At 58.1% G+C, this 19,801-nt stretch carries 15 protein-coding genes; 12 read left to right on the plus strand and 3 right to left on the minus strand.

Annotated elements, in window-relative coordinates; genetic code table 11:
- The first annotated feature begins 195 nt into the window (after positions 1-195).
- The 6 genes from NL154_RS05800 (at position 196) to NL154_RS05825 (ending at position 9,519) form a co-directional block, all read left to right on the plus strand.
- Positions 196-1,515: an O-antigen ligase family protein gene (locus NL154_RS05800; RefSeq protein WP_434733776.1), complete on the plus strand. Its 1,320-nt coding sequence runs from the start codon at positions 196-198 to the stop codon at positions 1,513-1,515.
- Positions 1,515-3,644 (plus strand): right-handed parallel beta-helix repeat-containing protein, encoded by a 2,130-nt coding sequence (locus tag NL154_RS05805; protein WP_434734149.1) that lies wholly within the window; start codon positions 1,515-1,517, stop codon positions 3,642-3,644. Before NL154_RS05800 ends, NL154_RS05805 begins: the two co-directional genes overlap by 1 nt.
- 604 nt (positions 3,645-4,248) lie before the next feature.
- Positions 4,249-5,115 (plus strand): WecB/TagA/CpsF family glycosyltransferase, encoded by an 867-nt coding sequence (locus tag NL154_RS05810; protein ID WP_210628510.1) that lies wholly within the window; start codon positions 4,249-4,251, stop codon positions 5,113-5,115.
- A gap of 7 nt (positions 5,116-5,122) precedes the next feature.
- On the plus strand, positions 5,123-6,586 hold the full coding sequence (locus NL154_RS05815) for a sugar transferase (RefSeq protein ID WP_210631662.1): 1,464 nt from the start codon (positions 5,123-5,125) through the stop codon (positions 6,584-6,586).
- A 46-nt stretch (positions 6,587-6,632) separates the two neighbouring features.
- Entirely contained in the window at positions 6,633-7,676 is a 1,044-nt protein-coding gene (locus tag NL154_RS05820) for a UDP-glucuronic acid decarboxylase family protein (RefSeq protein ID WP_434734150.1), read from the plus strand.
- A gap of 4 nt (positions 7,677-7,680) precedes the next feature.
- Positions 7,681-9,519 carry a glycosyltransferase family protein gene (locus NL154_RS05825; RefSeq protein ID WP_221164577.1) on the plus strand — a complete coding sequence of 613 codons (1,839 nt, stop codon included), beginning with the start codon at positions 7,681-7,683 and terminating at the stop codon, positions 9,517-9,519.
- Between the two features lie 181 nt (positions 9,520-9,700).
- Here NL154_RS05825 and NL154_RS05830 read toward each other — a convergent pair whose 3' ends face one another.
- Positions 9,701-10,480 (minus strand): response regulator transcription factor, encoded by a 780-nt coding sequence (locus NL154_RS05830; RefSeq protein ID WP_210628508.1) that lies wholly within the window; start codon positions 10,478-10,480, stop codon positions 9,701-9,703.
- A gap of 558 nt (positions 10,481-11,038) precedes the next feature.
- Between NL154_RS05830 and NL154_RS05835 the strand changes: the two genes are divergently transcribed.
- Genes NL154_RS05835 through NL154_RS05860 form a run of 6 tightly spaced genes read left to right on the plus strand, consistent with a single transcriptional unit; the run spans position 11,039 to position 16,570 of the window.
- Entirely contained in the window at positions 11,039-11,545 is a 507-nt protein-coding gene (locus tag NL154_RS05835) for an acyltransferase (protein WP_210628507.1), read from the plus strand.
- Positions 11,542-12,579, plus strand: a complete 1,038-nt coding sequence (locus tag NL154_RS05840) for a Gfo/Idh/MocA family protein (protein ID WP_210628506.1) — start codon at positions 11,542-11,544, stop codon at positions 12,577-12,579. Before NL154_RS05835 ends, NL154_RS05840 begins: the two co-directional genes overlap by 4 nt.
- Positions 12,576-13,679 carry a DegT/DnrJ/EryC1/StrS family aminotransferase gene (locus NL154_RS05845; RefSeq protein WP_434733777.1) on the plus strand — a complete coding sequence of 368 codons (1,104 nt, stop codon included), beginning with the start codon at positions 12,576-12,578 and terminating at the stop codon, positions 13,677-13,679. Before NL154_RS05840 ends, NL154_RS05845 begins: the two co-directional genes overlap by 4 nt.
- The gene (locus NL154_RS05850) at positions 13,669-14,385 is read left to right on the plus strand and encodes an acyltransferase (RefSeq protein WP_210628504.1); all 717 of its coding nucleotides are present in this window, start codon (positions 13,669-13,671) and stop codon (positions 14,383-14,385) included. The genes NL154_RS05845 and NL154_RS05850 overlap by 11 nt, the downstream gene beginning before the upstream one ends.
- On the plus strand, positions 14,382-15,356 hold the full coding sequence (locus NL154_RS05855; RefSeq protein WP_210628503.1) for an NAD-dependent epimerase/dehydratase family protein: 975 nt from the start codon (positions 14,382-14,384) through the stop codon (positions 15,354-15,356). Before NL154_RS05850 ends, NL154_RS05855 begins: the two co-directional genes overlap by 4 nt.
- Complete coding sequence (locus tag NL154_RS05860; RefSeq protein ID WP_434733778.1) at positions 15,353-16,570, plus strand: DegT/DnrJ/EryC1/StrS family aminotransferase; 1,218 nt, start codon at positions 15,353-15,355, stop codon at positions 16,568-16,570. The genes NL154_RS05855 and NL154_RS05860 overlap by 4 nt, the downstream gene beginning before the upstream one ends.
- A gap of 71 nt (positions 16,571-16,641) precedes the next feature.
- Here the strand turns inward: NL154_RS05860 and NL154_RS05865 are convergent, their stop codons facing one another.
- Positions 16,642-18,150 carry an O-antigen translocase gene (locus tag NL154_RS05865; RefSeq protein ID WP_221155878.1) on the minus strand — a complete coding sequence of 503 codons (1,509 nt, stop codon included), beginning with the start codon at positions 18,148-18,150 and terminating at the stop codon, positions 16,642-16,644.
- A 199-nt stretch (positions 18,151-18,349) separates the two neighbouring features.
- The gene (locus NL154_RS05870; protein WP_221147327.1) at positions 18,350-19,666 is read right to left on the minus strand and encodes a polysaccharide biosynthesis/export family protein; all 1,317 of its coding nucleotides are present in this window, start codon (positions 19,664-19,666) and stop codon (positions 18,350-18,352) included.
- Between the last annotated feature and the right edge of the window lie 135 nt (positions 19,667-19,801).

A 19,801-nucleotide genomic window follows, 5' to 3' on the forward strand; every position in this document is an offset into this window, starting at 1 on the left:
TGAGCTTAACCCAAACAACGTCCTTGGACGGTGGGTACGCGCGTTAGGCTTAGCTCCGCCTTCGTTTGCGTCGGTTGACTAGGGAGGTGGCGGGATGTTCGTTGGTAAGCAGCGCAGCTGTGAAAGGGGACCCATGTCTTTCCAAATTGCCGCGACCAACAGCCTCTCATCTGTCCAGTCAAATCGGGACCGATAATGAGAGCCTATATGCTTAGAGCCGCGAATGGGCCGACCGTCAGTTGGCGAGCGATAGAGTGCTGGGGCGCAGGCTTTTGCCTTTTTCTTCAAACAGGCGCCCTTTTCCCGCTCATGCTGGCGGACGCCGACGCAGCCCTTGGCGATCATGCCAGGTCTATATTGCGTCTGCTTTGCCTGCCCGTATACGGCTTTACATTCTTGATGCTGGTAAGGAATTTTCCGCTGTTTCTAACGGCGCTCAAGCGAAATTGGTTTGTCCCCTTGATGGTCGCCATGCCGTTTGTGTCCGTCTTCTGGTCGGTGGGCCCATCAACGACATTCAGGCGCGCCATCGGCCTGCTCTTTACAGTGCTTCTGGCTTACGTGCTGGCAATACGCTTCACACCACGGCAGTTGCTTCTCCTGGCATTTGCCACCTTCGGAACATGCATCGTCCTCAGCCTTCTGGTCTTCGTGGCGTCGCCGAGTCTCGCTCGCATGCCAATGGACGGGTCCGTGCGTGGCATATTCATCCACAAGAACAGTCTCGGTTGGTACGCCGCCATGATGATACTGGTGTCGACGGCCGTTTTAATTGACGGTAACCGGGGTTTACGGCGAACCGCCTTGCTTTTCTTGATCGCGGGCGGGGCCTGTCTCGTGGCCTCCGGATCGATGACCGCGATCATTGCGACGGCATCGGCCTATTGCTTGATCGGGTTCTATTCCCTGTTGCGGCGGATCGGTGGCATCAGCCGCATCGTCTTCGTCCTGTTTTTTGTTCAAATGTTCGTTGGGCTCCTCCTTTTGCTTCACGAATTCCTGGTTCCATTCCTGGAGGCGCTTGGCAAGGATGCCACTTTGACGGGCCGAGTGCCCTTATGGGAGCTGGTCGATGGTCAGATCGCCGATCACCTGCTGCTCGGCTTCGGCTACCAGGCCTTTTGGACAGAGGCGAACCCCGAGGCCTGGATTATCTGGTCGAGGATCCAATGGATGGCTCCCCACGCCCATAACGGATTCCGCGACACGCTGCTGAACTTCGGAATAAGCGGAATGATCTTGTTCGCTCTGATGCTTTTGCAGGCCTTGCGCCAAGGGGCGGTCCTCCAATGCCGCGATCCGCATTATGGCTGGCTCTGGTTGAATGTCTTTACAGTCGTGATTTTGGTGATGAATCTGACCGAAACGATCTTCCTGATCCAGAATGATGCGATTTTCGTTCTGTTTATGTCGGGCATCATCATGTTCTCTCTATATGAGCCCGTTGTTTCGACGGCTCCCGGCCAGCAACTGCGGGCCTCGGCAGGCAGCACAACGGCGGAGCTGCAGATTTGATCAGGCTGCGCTTCGCACCGATCTTGAGCTTTCTGCTTGCTTCGCTCTTTCCGCAGCCGAGCAACCTGGCCGCAGTGAGTCCGGACGCAGATGCGCCCGACAGGCTGCAGGCAGCGCTCAGGGAAGCGACTTGCGCGGAAGCGTCGCCGGCGACCTTTTCGGACAGGCTGAAGGGGACTTCTCTGAGCAAAGTACTGACGGGCACATCCGCGCCCCGGGCGGTATTCTATGTTTCTCCCGATGGCAAAGACAGTTGGAGTGGGCGTCTTCCCAAAGCCAATCCTCAGCGTACCGATGGTCCTTTTGCCAGCATCGAGCGAGCTCGGGACGCTGCGCGTGAGAAGGGCCGCGAAAACACGATCGCAATAGGCAAGGGGGACTATTATCTCGCTGAACCGATAGTCTTCGACGCCCGCGACGCGGGCCTGGTCATCGCTGCAAGGTGCAACGAAGCGCCGGTTCTGCACGGTGGCCCGCTTATACGCAATTGGACGGCACAGGCCGATGGCCGATGGACGGCGTCGCTGAAGCTGCCTCCAGGCAGGGAGTTGGGCGACCTTTTCGTCAACGGGGCGCTCCAGACGCAGGCCCGCTTTCCCAATGCTCCGCTCGATGGAGACCCGCGCAAAGGATGGCTTTTTGCGGCCAAGTGCGCTGAGGACGACGACATATGGCATGGCAACACGCGTTTTTGTTTCCATGCCGGCGATCTTCCGATCTCCAAAAATACAGCGGGGCTTGTCACCCACATTGTCGGTGGTTTTCGCCCCGGCAGCCAATGGGGCAGTGACACCCTCCCTGTGGTTTCAATCGATACCGCCAACCGGGCCATCAACACCAGAGGCACTGCCTATTTCTTCACCGCGGAAGGCAGCCGCTATTTCCTTGCCGGGGCGGCGGCCCTGCTCGATGCTCCCGGCGAGTGGTGGTATGACCGCGCTGGGGAGCAACTCGTCTACCTCCCAACCGATGGATTGCCAATCAGATCTACGGCTGTCGCCGGTATCCTGCCGACATTCTTCAGGCTGGATGGAGCCGACCGGATGGTTGTATCAGGGCTTCAGTTCCGGGAAGGGGACCCGCGCGGTAGCGGCAAGTTCGGTACCGACACCAGGAGCTTTGGCGCCATACGGATCGAGCGGGCGGACGGCGTCCGGCTGCTCGGCAACTCCATCGACAATGTCGGCGTCGGCATCCATGTTTCCGAGAGCAAGGATGTCTTGATTGCCGGCAACGAGATTGCGGATGTGGCCGGCAACGGGATTTATGTTGGCACGACCTACGGCACTTTCCTCAAATCGGACGGTGCGACAATCCTGTCGAACCACATCCAGGACATCGGCAGGGTCTATTTCGAAACGGCCGGGATATGGTTCCAGGCTGCCGACAATGTCAGGATCGCTCACAATCTCATCGAAAACGCGGCTCAGTTCGGTATTGCCGGTGGCTCGCTATGGGGACCTCAGGACGCAGTTCATGATGCGGTCATCGAACACAACGTGGTCCGCAACGCCAATCAGCAAACGGCAGATGGCGGCGCCATCAAGATGATGGGTGAGCAGGCCGATCCTTTGAACAGCAGCATTCGCTATAATCTCGTCACCGGAACAGGTCAGCTTATGAACAGGGTCGATGGGACATTCTGGCCTCCCGGATACGAAAATACCAGTGAATGGCCTTCTCCTATAAGTTGGGCGATCTATACCGACGGCAAGGCCAGTGGAGTGCGCATCGAAGGAAATACGCTTTCGGATAACATATCGGCGATCGGCATAAACGGCGGCTGGAGCAACCTGGTGACAGGAAACGTCATCACAGGCGGGTCTGGCGCTGCCTTTCGCGTCGATGACGGTACGGGCTGGGGGTGGCATCCCCCTTGGGCAGGCCCCAATCGCATCGAGGACAATATCGTCTCGGTCGAGAGCGGCAATGGGCTTGCAGCATACATTTACGTGCCGGACCACAAGCTCGGATCGGTGCAGTTTGCGCGCAACCGCTACAGCGGCAATCTGAACGACAAGAGCTTCAGGATACACCCGGAGATCATGCTTTCAGGAGAGTTTGGCAGTCTAGGCGATCTTCAGAAGGCCGGGATCGACATCGGGAGCGTGGCGTCGCACCCCGAGTAACGAAACCGGCGGCGCGACGGACCATAGCGCTTTCAGCCATGGCAGCTTGAAACTGCTCGACCACGTCGTGTGCGCGCTCCTTGTGGGTGTGTCTTATCATCCAAACCATGCTCGGCCCGCCGCCGCCGAGCCCGCCCCGAGTACCCACCTCGCGACTTCGGCGTTGCTTGATAGTCAGCCATAAGCGTTCCACCTGATCAGGGTTCAGTGTCCTCTGATGGCGATATTCCCAATAGAACTCAAGTTTTTCTGCAACTGATTGGTTTTCTCGGGCAGCTCTGAAGGCTCGCCAGCCATCTCGCCTATTGGGTTGGCCATTTCCCCCCGCTTTATTCGCGCAAACCACCCCAGCCTGGACGCGAGGGTGACTATCTTCCGCGGCTTTGTGAAGGTCAAACAGCTCTTTCGGGATCGCACTCATCAAAAAGAGCAACGTGGCAGGCATTGGGGGTACGTCGCCTTACTTCGAACATTGTAACTTATCTGGGCCGAAGGCGTAGGAATATGAAGTGTCTTCTACGTCCAATAGTTGGAATTGAAAGTATGGAGACAATCGCGCTGCCGGCATATTCTGATGACAGTTTAGATCGCGAAAGCGCAGGTCATGAGAAAGCAAACAGCAGACAGAATCCAAGCTTCAGTTCTTAAACAAAAGGACTCTTTGGGATGGACTAATGTCCTTGGTGTTCGCATTTCGGCAGTTAATCTTAAAAGCGCGACCGGTTTTATTCAAAAGGGCATCGAAGACGGCAGGAGGGAATATGTGTGCGTTCGCGACGCCCACGGTGTCGTGCGATGTCAAGATGATCCAGAGCTGCGGTCGATACATAACCGGGCGTTCCTCGTAACCCCCGACGGCATGCCACTGGTATGGGCGTTGAAGCGTGCTGGCCATTCGGAAAGCGACAGGGTCTACGGACCTGACCTGATGTTGTCTGTTTTCGAGGCCGGAATATCCAAAGGTCTGCGCCATTTCCTCTATGGCGCAACAGCCGAGACGCTGGAGCAGTTGCAGGCGCGCCTTCTCGCACGATTCCCGCAGGCGCAGATCGCCGGCACCTATGCACCGCCTTTTCATAAGCTGTCGTTGCAAGAGGAGGCTGATATCGCAGACCGGCTCAACCGGTCGGGTGCGGATATTATTTGGGTCGGCCTCAGCAGTCCCAAGCAGGAACTCTGGATGGCGCGCATGCGCGACCGTCTCGAAGCTTCGATGCTCATCGGTGTCGGAGCTGCATTCGATTTCCACGCCGGCCTCAAGCGGCAGGCTCCGAGGATAATTCAAAGAAGCGGCTTTGAATGGGCCTTTCGTCTTTTATGCGAACCGCGACGGCTGTGGCGGCGCTACGCGCTCGTCGTGCCGACCTTCATCTCACTGACAGCATTCCAGAGGCTGGGGCTTCGGAAGTTTCCGATCGAAGACGAGGTTTTTGGATCGAGCGCGCCAAAAACAGCAGCCGCAAAGGTGTGAAGCGATCATGTCCCTATTTGCGTCGTCAGCAATCACGTCCGACCTGCGGAAGGCGGCAAACTCCGTCCCATCAGTGGCAAGCCCCACGCCGGCCGCCGAATTCAACAAGCGGGCAGGGCTGAATATCCCTGTTCCATTGAGGCGCAGGTTGCCTCGGCTTGCTGCTTCGTCATTTCTGGTCGCCGGCGACATCGCAAGCTATCTGATAGCCTATCTTGTTCTGCTGCCGTTTCTTCCGCACGGTTCGGAGAATATGGTGCCGGAGCGCGCTTTCGCCCTCGCAGCACTGGCAGCAATCGTTCTTTATGCATCGAACGCGCTCTATCCCGGATATCGGCTTCACGACCACGAACATCTGCGCCGCCGAACGACAGCGTCCTTCAAGGTGGCCGTCATCGCAGCGCTTGGTGCGATCCTTCTGCCGGAAGGGTTAGGACTGCTGCTTCCGATCATCGGCTTCCTTGGCCTCGGATTGGTTGTTCAACCTGTTATGCGGGGGGCCGCACGAGGACTGTCCTGGAGGCTTGGTATCTGGGGTGAGCCGGCAGTGATCATTGGTGCCCGCAATCGTATCCCTGCGCTTGTGGCGTATTTCTCCGAGCATTGGCACTATGGCATTCGGCCGGAAGTCTCTTCTCCCGATACTTCGGAAGTATTTCTCGACAATGGGCCGTCGATTGCCCTGATCGCTGACGATACGGGTTCATTTATCGCCGAGTTGGCAACGATGCGTCGGCAGTTCGCCGAAGTCATCCTCCTCTCCGACACGCCGAACCTCAAGATAACCGGATTGCGACCGGCAGACGTCAGCGGAGAGATCGGTGTTCGCTTGGCCGTCGGTGGGAGATCGGCAGGCACGAACCTGGTTCGTCGAGTCCTCGATCTCGTGATCGCCGTCCCTGCGACGCTGGTGCTTATGCCCTGCATTCTGGTTGCCGCCGCCGCGATCTATGCCATCGATCCGGGGCCCGTCTTCTTCAGACATACCAGGGAAGGTTTGTCTGGCAAGCCGGTGCGCGTCCTGAAACTGAGAACGATGTACAGAGATGCGGAACAGCGCCTCGAAACCTTGTTCCGGGACAATCCGGCCATACAAGCCGAGTGGTCGAACCACTTCAAGCTTCGGCAGGACCCGCGCATCCTGCCGGTGATCGGGCATGTCCTTCGCGCGTCGAGTTTCGACGAACTCCCGCAGTTGGTGAACATCATTGCAGGAGAGATGTCCTTCGTGGGACCGCGCCCCTTCCCGGAGTATCACCTCTCGGCAATGGATAGCGAGTTTCGTGTCAAGCGGCGTTCGGTAACACCTGGGCTAACGGGGCTTTGGCAGATATCCGAACGAAGCAACGCGGATATCGAACTGCAGCAGCAACTCGACGAGTTCTACATCGACAATCGGTCCCTGTGGTTCGACTGGCACATTCTTCTCAGCACAATTCCTGCGGTTCTGAAAGGCAAGGGAGCTTGCTGAGATGGTTTTCACCCTTGCGGGCAAACATCAACAACGGAGCACATCAATGCACGGATACAAGCGAATCATGGTTACCGGCGGCACCGGATTTCTGGGATCATTCCTGTGCGAAAGGCTTTTGCGAGAGGGCAACGACGTCCTCTGTGTGGACAATTTCTACACCGGTTCGCGCGATAACGTACTGCACCTTCTTGACGATCCTCGTTTTGAGATACTCCGCCACGACATCACCTTCCCGCTTTATGTGGAGGTCGACGAGATCTACAATCTTGCCTGCCCGGCATCTCCGGTCCACTACCAGCACGATCCCGTGCAGACCGTAAAGACCAATGTGCACGGGGCGATCAATATGCTCGGCCTGGCCAAACGCACCAAAGCGAAGATCTTCCAGGCATCGACGAGCGAGGTCTACGGCGACCCGGCGGTTCACCCGCAGCCCGAGGAGTATCGCGGCAGCGTCAGTCCCATCGGCCCGCGGGCATGCTATGATGAAGGCAAGCGGTGTGCCGAGACGCTGTTTTTCGACTATCATCGTCAATATGGCGTGGAAATCCGGGTGGCGCGGATCTTCAATACCTACGGTCCCCGGATGCAGACGAATGACGGCCGCGTCGTCTCCAATTTCATCGTTCAGGCGCTTCGCAACGAGCCGATCACCATCTTCGGCGACGGCAGGCAAACTCGGTCGTTCTGCTACGTGGACGACCTGATCGACGGCTTCATCCGTTTGATGGCCGCCCCCGCTGGGGTTACGGGCCCGATCAATCTCGGCAATCCCGGAGAATTCCAGGTCCGTGAATTGGCCGAAATGGTGATCGAAATGACCGGATCGAAGTCCGGCATCGTCTACAAGGCTCTGCCGATTGACGATCCGACACAACGCAAGCCCGACATCAGCCGCGCGACGCAACAACTGGGCTGGCATCCGAAGGTGAACCTTCGCGAGGGGCTTGAGAGGACGATCGCTTATTTCGAGTGGAAGCTTTCTGGCGGAGTAACGAACAAACTCAGCGCCCACTCCTGGCAAGAGGCATATCCGCATCTGGCGTCACCGGGCGTCGAACTCAATGCTCCTGAAGCCATTCGATAGGGACATGAACAGCAAAGTCGATCATCGAAAGCCGCGGCTCGTTTTTTTTCAATGGGACCATCAGCCCAACGCGAACGCGGCCAGTTACCTGCTGCTGCACATGCAGCAGCAGGTCAAATGTCTTGCAACACATTTCGATGTCTTCGTCGTTAATCGCGACTGCGATTATGCAGAGATATGCGACAGGTACGAACCGGATCTGACGTTATTTGAAAGCGGTTACCGGTCGCATGGCTCACGTCGGATAAAAATCACAAACACCAATACCCATCTCGCCGTTCCGAAGCTCGGTCTTCATAACGCCGATGCGTGGTGCGATCGACGCGCCGGCTTTCTTTCCGACATGGAGCACTGGGGCATCGAGACCTATTTCGCGATCGCAACCATGGCGCCGGAATATATGCCGGCAATGAGGGAGAATCTGTTCGTCTGGCCAAATTTCATCGATCCCGAAGTCTACCGCGACTATGGGCAGCAAAAGGTCATCCCGGTCACGCTCACGGGTCAGGCCTATGGTCTTTATCCCTGGCGACAGATGGTCTTTCCGACGATCCGCGACCGTTACCCCTGCCTGGTCTCGCCGCAACACGCCTATGAGAGCAAGCTGGCCGCCCAGCTCCTATCTGGAGAAGCCTATGCGCGCGCGCTGAACGCGAGCTTCGTCGTCCCCACATGCGGCACTATGGGCGGCGAGGTCGTGCGCAAGCATTTTGAGATCCCCGGGGCAAAGGCCTGTCTCGTGACAGAACGCACGGCAGCCGTGGAGGCGGCCGGCTTTGTCGACATGCAGAACTGTGTCTTTGTTGACGGCAGCAATGTAGTCGAGCGACTGGACTATCTTTTTGCCCATCCTGACGAACTAAGACGTATCACGACAGCCGGTTTCAGCCTGATCCATTCGCGTCATACGTTGAGCCACAGGCCGCAAGTATATCAGTGGTTCACGCTGAACAAGAGCCTGCAGTTCGGCGAAAGGATCATCCAGTCCGGCCCCTTCGGCGATCTTACAAAGGTCAGGCGTATCTCAAAGCAAGAGAGCGTCCATATCGTCGGGGAAGCATGCGATCGCACCTTGCTGAAGCAGGGAGACCTGCTTCTCCAGCAGGGCAGGGTGGAGGAGGCCAAGCACCGCTACCTCAGCTGTCTCGACTACGTATCCTACTTGCCCGAAGCGAAATTCCGCCTTGCCATCTGCGCATTACAGGAGGGCGACGCCGACCGCGCCTGTGATCTTCTGGTGGATCTGGTCAAGGTGACCATCATCGAATATGGGGCGCTCGATCCGGATCCGGTCGAATGGGCCTACTTCCTTCTTGCTTTGATTTGCAGAGGCCAGTTTGAACGGGCGCGGAAGCTGCAAGATTTCTATCCATCTCTGTCCCATGACGAATTCAGGCGCGCGCGCCTCGTCATCGCGCAGCTCGCTCGCTCAGCCGATGGGGTCGCCTTGGGAAGGCATGGCCGGGATCGAAAAAGCATTCATCAGCTTTTCGACCGAACCGACACCGAGTGGTTTGGATGGTTCGCCGAGATTCTTGAACGGTGCCGGCAGCCAGATCTTGCAAATATTCTTCGTCATGCTCCGCTTAGCGCAAGCGGTGGCGAGAAAGTGGCACCTCCGCAGTTCAAACCTGGTGCTGGCTGGCGCCTGCGACTCTATTCGTGCATCGACGGCCTGATGATCAAACTGCGCCTGAATGGCTTGAGGCCAAATGTGCCGCCTCTGCCGGAGTTCCGATATCTCTGGCATCTTGCGCGGGGTCTTATCCCTCATTCGCAGAAAGCGCGGTTGCGCAGGATTCGAACGGCGCTTTCCAAGCATCCTGTGGGCACCGGCAATTAGCTGTGGGGAAAATGCAATTGCGGAAAACAAAGACCTGAAGCGTGACACGCGAATCCGAAAGATCGCGGCACGCTTTAGATCATCGACTCGGCGTATTTCCATGCATCCACCGAGATGTTTTAAGAGAGAATGTGCTCGCGATGCGGAGCAGGATCTGATCGGCTGACCGCATTGGCATCCGTCAGTGTGCTGCTAACCCGCCCGAAAGATTATTCTGAAAAAGATCGTTGAGCTTGAACACGACTTCCGTTCTGTTCGTCGCTTTTACCTTTTTCATGATATTGCGAACATGCACCTTCACCGTGCTTTCTCGGAGATTGAGCTCATAGGCGATGATCTTGTTCGCCTTTCCGCGTCGGAGCGCCTCCACCACTTCTGCCTGACGATCCGTGAATATGCCGGCGAGCGGGTGGGCGGTCGAGTTGCTCGAGTCGAGCAGGTGACGCATGGCGAACAGGGCGCTTGCAGGCACAAATATTCCTCCTGCCACCGACAGCGCGATTAGCTCCATGCAGACGCTGACGCTGACTGAGGCGGGTATGAACCCTTTGGCACCATACTCAAGAGCCCTGACGATTTGGCCGAAATCGTCGCTATCAGCCAATACGATAAGGGGTGTGGCAGCGAATTCCGACGAAAGCTTCCGGATTTGCTCCGAAACGGCCGGTTCATCGACCTTTTTGCCGCCGACGTTCAAAAGGATCGCCGAAAGCGGAGCGTATTCGTCGCGCTTCTGCTTCCACTCCTCAATGGATCCAAAGGCCAGGATCTGCAAATCCGCCTTTTGCGCAGCCATGCATTGCGCCAGGCATTGGCGATCGAGCTCACGATTGTCGAGAATAACAAGCGAATGAGTTTGCCTTGCCGACTTTGCAGGTGCGTGCTCGTTATTTTCTAACTTAAGGGGAAGAGCTACGTTCTCCTGCCTGAGGTCCAAATTCGGTATAAGTGCTGAATTCACAGCTTCACCCTCCCTCTAACACGTTACGCTTCACTACGACCCGAGTACCGACCCCTCTCAATACGGGGGCTTAGGAAACTCTAAAGTAGGAATCGAATACCACAATTCGCGGAACGTTACAGTAGCTAATATAGGCTAAGTACAGCACAACTTCTATAACGGGATGAAAACGGGAAGATAAGCCTGAGTGTAGACTTAGGTCTTACTGGGATTCCTGCAAGATAGTCTCTGTTGTTACATGTCAGTTTTGCGACGAGCCACTAAATGTATGGAAACAATCACTGTCTCCGGCGTAGGCCCGGCAATGGGTGCGGAAGGTGTGAGCTTGCCACCAATGCTGGTGGAGGACGTGAACCAGGGTGTAAGTCGTCATAAGTAGGTACGCCTTTAGGTGAATAAGCTTAAACGTTTTGTTTCTTTACTCGGGCGAAGAAAACAATTCTCTTTGGAGTGCAGAGAAATAGTTGTCCTGTTGGTTTGAAACCTTGGACGCAATCGCCCGATTGTTTGTTCAACTGAAAAATCGGGCCCTGTTGGGAGTAGTAGGGGTTTGCAGGGATGATTGCATCAAATGTCAAGCTGGGTGACGGCAGCGTCATCTACCATCGAGATCTCGTGAATCTGTATGGCTGCACGATCGGCGCAAGGACGCGCATCGGCACATTCGTCGAGATTCAGAAGAACGTCGTGGTCGGAAAAGACTGCAAGATCTCCAGCCATTCCTTCCTCTGTGAGGGCGTGACACTGGAAGACGGCGTCTTCATCGGCCACGGGGTCATGTTTACGAACGACACCTACCCGCGCGCCATTAATCCGGATGGCAGCCTGCAGACGGAGGCCGACTGGGTCCTCATCCCGACGCTGGTCAAGCGCCACGCGTCGATCGGCAGCAACGCCACCATTCTGCCAGGTGTGACTATCGGAGAGGCCGCGCAGGTTGGCGCCGGAGCGGTTGTAACAAAGGACGTGCCTGAGGGCGCCATCGTCGCGGGCGTTCCGGCTCGGGTGATCGGCCGCGTCAATGACGGACCGGTCGACATGTTTGCGTTGGGAGAAATCGAATGATCGGTATCGCTGTCGTCGGATATGGGTATTGGGGTCCGAATCTGGTTCGTAACATCTCGGAAGCGGCCGGCGCCCACCTCGTTTCAGTCTGTGATCTCAATGTCGAACGGTTGGCGGCTGTTAAGAGCCGGTATCCCGCAATAACGATCACCGATAAATTCGAGGAAGTTCTGGCCGATCCGAGAGTGGATGCAATCGCCATTGCGACGCCGGTCTCGACGCATTTCAAGCTTGCAATGCAGGCAATGATGGCCGGAAAGCATGTCTTCGTCGAAAAGCCTATGGCATCGACGACGGACGAAGCCGCACGGATGGTCGAGGAAGCCGCGCGCCGCCGCCTCGTGCTGGCCGTGGATCACACCTTCGTCCATACCGGCGCCGTCCGAAAGATGCGTGAACTGGTCGAAAGCGGCCTCGGCGACATGTATTATTACGACTCGGTTCGGGTCAATCTTGGGCTCTTCCAGCATGATGTCAGCGTCATCTGGGACCTCGCCGTGCATGATCTCTCTATCCTGGACCATGTCGTGCAGGAAAGGCCGGTGGCTGTTTCAGCGACGGGCATGAGCCATGTGCTCGGCGAGCCGGAGAACATCGCCTATCTGACGCTCTTCTTCGAAAGCAAGCTTATCGCCCACGTTCACGTCAATTGGCTGGCCCCGGTGAAGGTCCGCCGCACGCTGATCGGCTGCAGCAACAAGATGATCGTCTATGACGATCTGGAGCCCAGTGAAAAAATCAAGGTCTATGACAAGGGCATCACCATGTGCCCCAATTCCGATGCGTACGGCGAGAAGGTGCATCAGATGCTGGTCGGCTACCGCAGCGGCGATATGTGGGCGCCCAAGCTCGATATGACCGAGGCATTGAAACGCGAACTGGATCAATTCGTCGAGTGCATCGAGCAGAATTCGCGCCCCATTGCAGACGGCCAGGCCGGGCTGCGCGTCGTTCGCATCCTTGAAGCGGCGAGCCGGTCGCTCGCCCAGCGCGGTCGTATCATCGAGCTCGAAGAGGCGAGGCGCATTGCATGATCCCCTTTCTGGACCTCAAAGCACAATATCAATCGATCAAGAGCGAAATCGATGCCGCAGTGCTCGGCGTGCTGGCCTCGGGGCAATACATCCTGGGCGAGGAAGTCATCCGGCTTGAGCAGGAATTCGCCGACTATTGCAACGTCAAACATGCAATTGCCCTCAACACCGGAACGAGCGCCCTGCACCTGTCTCTGCTTGCGGCGGGCGTCGGTCCCGGCGATGAAGTCATCACCGTGCCGTTCACCTTCGTCGCGACCGTGTCGGCGATCTGCTACACGGGCGCAACACCCGTATTCGTCGATGTCGAGCCGATGACGCTCACCATGGATCCGGCTCAGCTCGAGGCGAAGATCACCTCCCGGACCAAGGCGATCATTCCCGTCCATCTCTACGGCCAGATGGCCGATATGGGTGGCATCATGGAAGTCGCTGATCACCACCAGATCCCGGTCATCGAGGACGCCTGCCAGGCACATGGCGCCCGGTATAAGGGCGCGCGCGCCGGCAGCATCGGCGCATCTGGCTGCTTCAGCTTCTATCCGGGCAAAAACCTCGGCGCCTGCGGCGAGGGCGGGATCGCCGTCACGAACAGCGATGAGCAGGCCAAGACAATGCGCATGCTGCGGGATTGGGGTCAGGAGCAGCGCTATCACCATCTGCTGAAGGGCTTCAACTATCGCATGGACGCCATCCAGGGAGCCATTCTGCGCGTCAAGCTCCGGCATCTCGAAGCCTGGACCGAAGCCCGTCGTTCGCATGGTCGCCGCTACTCCTCCCTGCTTGCAGGATCGCCGCATTTGCGAACGCCTGTCGAAGTGCCGGAGCGGCGGCATGTCTACCATGTCTACGCCATCAGAAGCCACGATCGCGATGGCCTGCAACGTGTGCTCACAGCAGAGGGCATTCCGTCTGGTTTGCACTATCCGATCCCCGTTCATTTGCAGAAGGCCCATGCCGACCTCGGTTACCAGGTCGGCGACTTCCCGGTCTCGGAAGCCGCCGCACGCGAGGTCCTCTCCTTGCCGATCTACCCTGAAATGCCCGTGCAGCACGTCGATCAGGTCGCGGCTGCGCTGGAGTATGCCTATGTCAGTTAATCCACGCGAGGCTCGCGTCGTGCAGGCCGTTCACGGCCGTAGCCAGAAGCCGGCAGATCCAGCCTATCAGGCGGGGCTCGCCGAAGAGCTCAGGCAATCATATGGACGTGGCGGTCTGATCGAACTCTACGGCCGTTTCGCGACGGGCGACGGGTTCGTCGACGCGCTGATGCGCAAAGCCATCTGGCAGGCTATCACACGGAACTGCGGCGAAGGCCTGCAGGTTGCCAGCGGCGCCGGTTTCAAACATCCGGAAACATTCGAAATCGGCAGCGGCGTGTTCATCGGCGCTCAGGCCTACATCCAGGGACGCTACGACGGCACCTGCGTCATTGGCGACAATGTCTGGATCGGGCCAATGGCCTATTTCGACGCGCGCGACCTGGTGATCGAGGATTCTGTCGGGTGGGGGCCGGGCGCCAAGGTGCTTGGCTCGACCCACACGGCACTGCCGGTGGATGTGCCGATCATCCGCACGGATCTTGAAATCAGGCCGGTGCGCATCTGTGCAGAGGCCGACATCGGAACAAATGCGACCATTCTTCCCGGAGTGACCATCGGGAAGGGGGCGATCGTTGGAGCGGGGGCAGTCGTCGTTTCCGACGTCGAGCCGTTCTCGGTTGCCGCCGGTGTACCGGCAAAATTCATCCGTTGGCGTTCGGAGAATGATCCGATGACGAACATGTCGCGTGAGGGAAGATCATGAGAAACAAACGAGTGCTCATCACCGGTGGTGCCGGTCTGATCGGTTCGCATATTGCCGATCTTGTTGCATTGGAAAAACCTCGCGAGATCATCGTCCTCGACAATTTCGTGCGTGGGCGCCGGGACAATCTCAGCACGGCAATATCAAGCGGCTCCGTCAACATCATCGAGGGCGATATCCGCGACAGGGCACTGCTGGCGAAAACCTTCGAAGGCGTCGACATCGTCTTCCACCAGGCTGCGATCCGCATCACGCAATGCGCGGAAGAACCGCGGCTCGCCTTCGATGTTCTGGCCGAGGGCACGTTCAATGTCCTTGAAGCTGCGGTCAAGGCAGGCGTGTCGAAGGTCGTCGCGGCCTCCTCTGCCTCCGTGCTGGGGCTTGCTGAAAGCTTCCCGACGACCGAACAGCATCACCCCTACAATAATCGGACGATCTACGGCGCGGCCAAGACCTTCAACGAGGGTCTATTGCGCAGTTTCGCGGAAATGTACGGCCTGCGCTATGTGGCGCTGCGTTATTTCAACGTTTATGGACCGCGAATGGACGTTTACGGTGCCTATACGGAAGTTCTGATCCGCTGGATGGAACGCTTGGCGGCCGGAATGCCGCCGCTCGTCTATGGGGACGGCAGCCAGACGATGGACTTCGTGGATGCACGCGATATTGCGCGGGCAAACATGCTGGCGGCAAAGAGCGACGTTACGGACGAGGTGTTCAACGTCGCGAGCGGCAGGGAAATAAGCCTGCTGGAACTCGCGCGGATGCTGAGCGACATCATGGGATCCTCACTCGAGCCGCAACACAAGGAGGCGCGCGCCGTCAACGGCGTCACGCGTCGTCTTGCCGATATCAGCAAGGCCGAAAGACTTCTGGGCTTCAAGGCGGAAATTTCGATGGAGCAGGGGCTTCGTGACCTTGTCATGTGGTGGCAGTCGAAGACTGCTTCGGCAGGAGGTCAGGCTGCATGAGCCCGTTGGTATCGACAATCCCCGTTGCCAAACCCGTCCTCGGAGAGGAAGAGGCTGAGGCCACGCGCCGTGTCATCCTGTCGGGATGGGTGACGCAGGGGCCGGAAGTCGCGGCATTTGAGAAAGAATTCGCAGCCTTCGTCGGCACCGAGCACGCTTGTGCCGTTTCCAACTGCACGACCGCGCTTCATCTCGCCTTGATGGCGGTGGGCGTCAGCGCTGGCGATGAGGTCATCACCGTCAGCCACTCGTTCATCGCAACCGCGAATGCTGTTCGATACTGTAATGCGGTGCCCGTCTTCGTCGATATCGAGCCGGATGGTTACAATATGGACCCGAGCTTGATCGAAGCGGCAATCACGCCCCGCACCAAGGCAATCCTGTGCGTGCATCAGCTCGGCATGCCCTGCGATCTCCGTTCGATCGTGGCGATCGGCAAACGCCATTCGGTACCGGTTATCGAGGATGCGGCCTGTGCGACGGGAAGCGAAATTCTGTGGGAAGGGCGTTGGGAAAAGATCGGCAAACCGCATGGCGATATTGCCTGCTTCTCATTCCATCCCCGCAAGGTCGTCACCACGGGTGATGGCGGCATGCTGACGACTGTGAATCCGGAATATGACAGAAAATTCCGGCTGTGGCGCCAGCATGGCATGAGCGTCACCGACGCTGTCCGCCACGGCTCCAAACAGGTGATCTTCGAGGATTATGATGAGCTGGGCTACAACTACCGTATGACCGACCTCCAGGCCGCGGTCGGACGGGTGCAACTACGGCGGTTGCCGGAGCTGGTTGCGGAGCGAAGGCGGCTTGCATTGCAGTATTGCGAGGGGCTGTCCACGATCCCAGGCCTGTCGATTCCGACCGAGCCTGGCTGGGCTCGCAGCAACTGGCAAAGCTTCTGCGTGAGATTGTCTGACGAAATCGACCAGCGCGCAGTCATGCAAGCGCTGCTCGATCAGGGGATATCAACGCGGCGCGGCGTGATGAACATTCACCTGGAGGGAGCCTATTCCGGCCTAAGCTCTCATCGCGCCGCCACCAGCCTGACGCGAAGCATATCGGCGCAGCAGCAGACCGTCATCCTGCCGCTTTATGCGCAGATGACGCCAGTTGATATCGTCAGGGTCGTTGAGGCATTGCGCCAGGCCCTTGCCGACGCCAGCACCGGGCGCGTGGTCCGTCAGCCCGAGCCGGGCGCCGTACCTGCCTGAACTGACGCCGGCACACGGCAGCATGTCGTACAACATCAGGAAAGCGTGCATCCTCTGATGCGCGCTTTTTTTCATGCGGATTTCGTGATCCATCCTCGGACGATTGCGGGCACCGACTCCGGCGGAAGCAGTTCGACCAACATGCGCAGCGAGTAAAGCCCGGTCGCGACGATGGCGATGCAGCCGATCACCATGGCCGACCATGACGGCAGGAGCAAAAAGGCCGAGACGACCATCCCCGACGCAGGCAGGAAGAGCAGCGCGTGCCTGCGATTGGCGCGCGACCAGCGGAAGCCGGTGAGGCGACGCACGATCAGGTAAATCAGAATACTATGCCAGACGTAGAGACCGAAAAACGCCATGCCGGCTCCAGTCGTGCCGAGCTTCGCTACGAAGAGCCAAGCCAGCCCCACATGTACCAGCGTTGCTGCGACCTCCGTCCAGAAGAAGATCGTCTGCGCGCCCCTCGCGAGCACGATGAAACCCATCGGCCAGGCGACGATCCTGAGCATCATTCCAAGGCAGATCCAGCGCAGGAGCTCCACAGCCCCATGAAATTCCGCGGAATAGAACATGCTCATCACGAGCGGCGCCAGGGTCAAAGTGGCGATCAGACCGGGGCCGGCCAGCAGCATGCTGATTTCCGCCTGCTCATTGACCAGCCGGTTGCACTCGGCCTTGTTGTCGGCGATTGCGGTCAGGCGCGGATAGAAGTCTGTTCCCATCGCCTGCAGGATGAAACCGGCGTAGAGACCGCCTAACGCCCAGGCTGCCTGGTATAATCCCGCCGCCACAACTCCCCCTTCATTCAGCACGATGATGCGGATGGCATAGGCGGCGCCGAACGTCAGAAGTCCGCTTGCCATGAACGCCATGCCGAGACTGAACAGGGCTTTCGCTTCCCGGCCGAACTGACGCACCGACATGGGCGGTGGCTGCGTGGATATGTGTTTGCTGTACCACCAGGTGGGAAGGACCGAGACGGCCGCGATCGCCACGAGAGAGGGTACAATCGCCTTTTCGCCGAACAGATAGATCAACGGGATGCTGACCATCGTGCCGAAGAGTCCGGAAAGCACGTTGATGCGGGCCAGATTGGCAATGCCCCGCAAGCCTTGGATCAAAGCGGCCTGTCCGGTAGACACTATGCGAAAGAATACGGCAAGGGAGAGCAGAACAATGCCGCCGACGTGCTGGTAGTCGCCGAAAGTGAATTTCGAGACCGGAAGAGCCAACGCCGCAAGCAAAAGCCCGCCGAGCAGCCCGAGCACCAGCGAGATGCGTCTGAGCGCTGTCGCCGACCGCGCGATCCTCTCTCCGTCGTCGGCGCCCGCCGCCTCGGCGACCCGGCGCACACCGCTGCTGCTCACTCCCATACCAGCTATCGCTTGCGCGATATCGAGGATTGCCCCGTAAAGGCCGATAAGCCCCACCCCTTCCGGCCCGAGCAGAACAGCCAGGGCTTTGTTGCGAACGATGCTAAGAGCGACATTCACCAGCGAGGAACCGCCCATCAGCATCGTCGACTTCAGTATTTGGGTATAAGACTGGCCGCTGGGCGGGATCATGCGCAACGTCATCAGATATCCCCAGCGTTTATCCTGTCGGGCTGCATCTCCGACGCTTTACCCTGGGCCTGGCGCCCAACGCAGCTTCGGGGATGCACCGCGCGCGCGGTCTTTTTGCGACCGTCATATCGCTCATGATATTCGAGGCGGCGGGATCTCACCTCCGTAGGTCTCACCGCCGCTTTCACCTTGGTCATGCTTTCGTCGCAGGTCACTGGCTTGTCCGATTTGCGAGCGTCTCTGGCTCCATCTCCCCAGATTGATCGGAGGTAGGCCCGGACGGCTCGTCCGGAATTTGCGGCCGAACAACTCTCACGACGTCACCCGGCGCCAGTGTCGTCGTTTCTGAGGCTTGGAATTGATCGATTCGTCCTTCATTCCGCCGGCTGACGGTAAAAGTGATCGGGAGCTCCACGCTGCGGTTTTTCAAGCCGTCGTCGGCAGCAAGTTGATCGATAAGCAGCTTCTGCGTCATCTCACGCTTCATCTTGAGCTGATCGAGATTTGCCCGTTCCGCCTGCGCTTCGACCGCGACTTCGCTCCGACGCGTGTCGGACAGGCCCTCGAGATTCCGCGTTGTCTCGCTGACTGCCTGACGACCCCGCATGATGGCGGTAACGAGGTCGAGCTTGTCGGAACGGTAGGTCGTCAGCAACCGTTCCAGGTCCAACTGCCTCGACGAGATCGTGAGGCCTTTCTGCACCAGGGACTTGACGCTGGTCAGCTGGTCCTCGACTGATTTGATATTATCGTCGGCGCCCACCAGTTTCTCTTCCAAAGTTGAAATTTCGGTGGTCAAAAGTTCGCGCAATTCCGTGAGCGCCTTTGACTGCCGCTCCAGCGCATTTGCACGAGCTTGAAAAATGACCCTCTCCTCGCTGTATATCCCAGCGGAAAATTGCTGATCGGCCCCTGCCGCCTGATCGAAGGTAATTTCCTTCGCACCGGCCATCTCCGCCTGGAGTCGCGACAGTTTCGCCGTGCTGCGCAGGATAGAATGATCTATTTCCCGCAATTCTCCGACGAGCTTGATCGACTCCGTTTGCAGCGGAGTTTTAGAGCGAAACGGGCCGCCGCTCATCGCTAGGGATTGCAGAACGGTAAGCCCAGGGCGGTACTTATACTCTCCCGGCGTGGTTACGTCTCCCACAACATAGATTGGCGGATATTCGAGAATTTCGATCGTGACCGCGGGTGGCTGAACCAGTCCGATTTTCTCCTGCAGACGCTTGGCGATTTCGTTTGTGAGGTCACTCTTTTTAAGATTGTCGACGGAAAGGGATCCGAGAAAGGGCAGGAAAACCGTGCCCTCATCCGAGACCGTGTATTCGCCACCAAGTGCATCCCATCGTTCGTATTGGCCTTTGGACTGCATCCATTGGACGATCGTCAGACGGATCTTCGTTTGGGGTGCCAAGGATGCGCCATCAGCGAGAGCCGGAGACACGGCTCCGACAAGAAAGGCGAACGCACTGATGACATACGCCGTGCGAAAGAGCAGCTTGGGGATGCGGTGCGATAAATTCATACACATATCTCGCCTGCGAAACATCCTTGCACGGATGCTGATCCAATGCCTTCACGCTGTTCGACCGCCGGCCGGTAGGTCCGACGCCGCATTGTTAGTGTGCAGTCTGGCGAAGGCTTGAGGAAGGTGGAGGTC

Source organism: Rhizobium sp. YTUHZ044, from assembly GCF_051123975.1.
Lineage (GTDB): Bacteria > Pseudomonadota > Alphaproteobacteria > Rhizobiales > Rhizobiaceae > Rhizobium.

What these genes read in the sequence shown, in the direction of transcription:
- NL154_RS05810 (WP_210628510.1), top strand. Translation starts at nt 4,249, where the DNA reads ATGAGAAAGCAAACAGCAGACAGAATCCAAGCTTCAGTTCTTAAACAA.
- NL154_RS05815 (WP_210631662.1), top strand. Translation starts at nt 5,123, where the DNA reads ATGTCCCTATTTGCGTCGTCAGCAATCACGTCCGACCTGCGGAAGGCG.
- NL154_RS05870 (WP_221147327.1), bottom strand. Translation starts at nt 19,666, where the DNA reads ATGAATTTATCGCACCGCATCCCCAAGCTGCTCTTTCGCACGGCGTAT.
- NL154_RS05845 (WP_434733777.1), top strand. Translation starts at nt 12,576, where the DNA reads ATGATCCCCTTTCTGGACCTCAAAGCACAATATCAATCGATCAAGAGC.
- NL154_RS05855 (WP_210628503.1), top strand. Translation starts at nt 14,382, where the DNA reads ATGAGAAACAAACGAGTGCTCATCACCGGTGGTGCCGGTCTGATCGGT.
- NL154_RS05800 (WP_434733776.1), top strand. Translation starts at nt 196, where the DNA reads ATGAGAGCCTATATGCTTAGAGCCGCGAATGGGCCGACCGTCAGTTGG.
- NL154_RS05840 (WP_210628506.1), top strand. Translation starts at nt 11,542, where the DNA reads ATGATCGGTATCGCTGTCGTCGGATATGGGTATTGGGGTCCGAATCTG.
- NL154_RS05860 (WP_434733778.1), top strand. Translation starts at nt 15,353, where the DNA reads ATGAGCCCGTTGGTATCGACAATCCCCGTTGCCAAACCCGTCCTCGGA.
- NL154_RS05820 (WP_434734150.1), top strand. Translation starts at nt 6,633, where the DNA reads ATGCACGGATACAAGCGAATCATGGTTACCGGCGGCACCGGATTTCTG.
- NL154_RS05825 (WP_221164577.1), top strand. Translation starts at nt 7,681, where the DNA reads ATGAACAGCAAAGTCGATCATCGAAAGCCGCGGCTCGTTTTTTTTCAA.
- NL154_RS05850 (WP_210628504.1), top strand. Translation starts at nt 13,669, where the DNA reads ATGTCAGTTAATCCACGCGAGGCTCGCGTCGTGCAGGCCGTTCACGGC.
- NL154_RS05835 (WP_210628507.1), top strand. Translation starts at nt 11,039, where the DNA reads ATGATTGCATCAAATGTCAAGCTGGGTGACGGCAGCGTCATCTACCAT.
- NL154_RS05865 (WP_221155878.1), bottom strand. Translation starts at nt 18,150, where the DNA reads ATGACGTTGCGCATGATCCCGCCCAGCGGCCAGTCTTATACCCAAATA.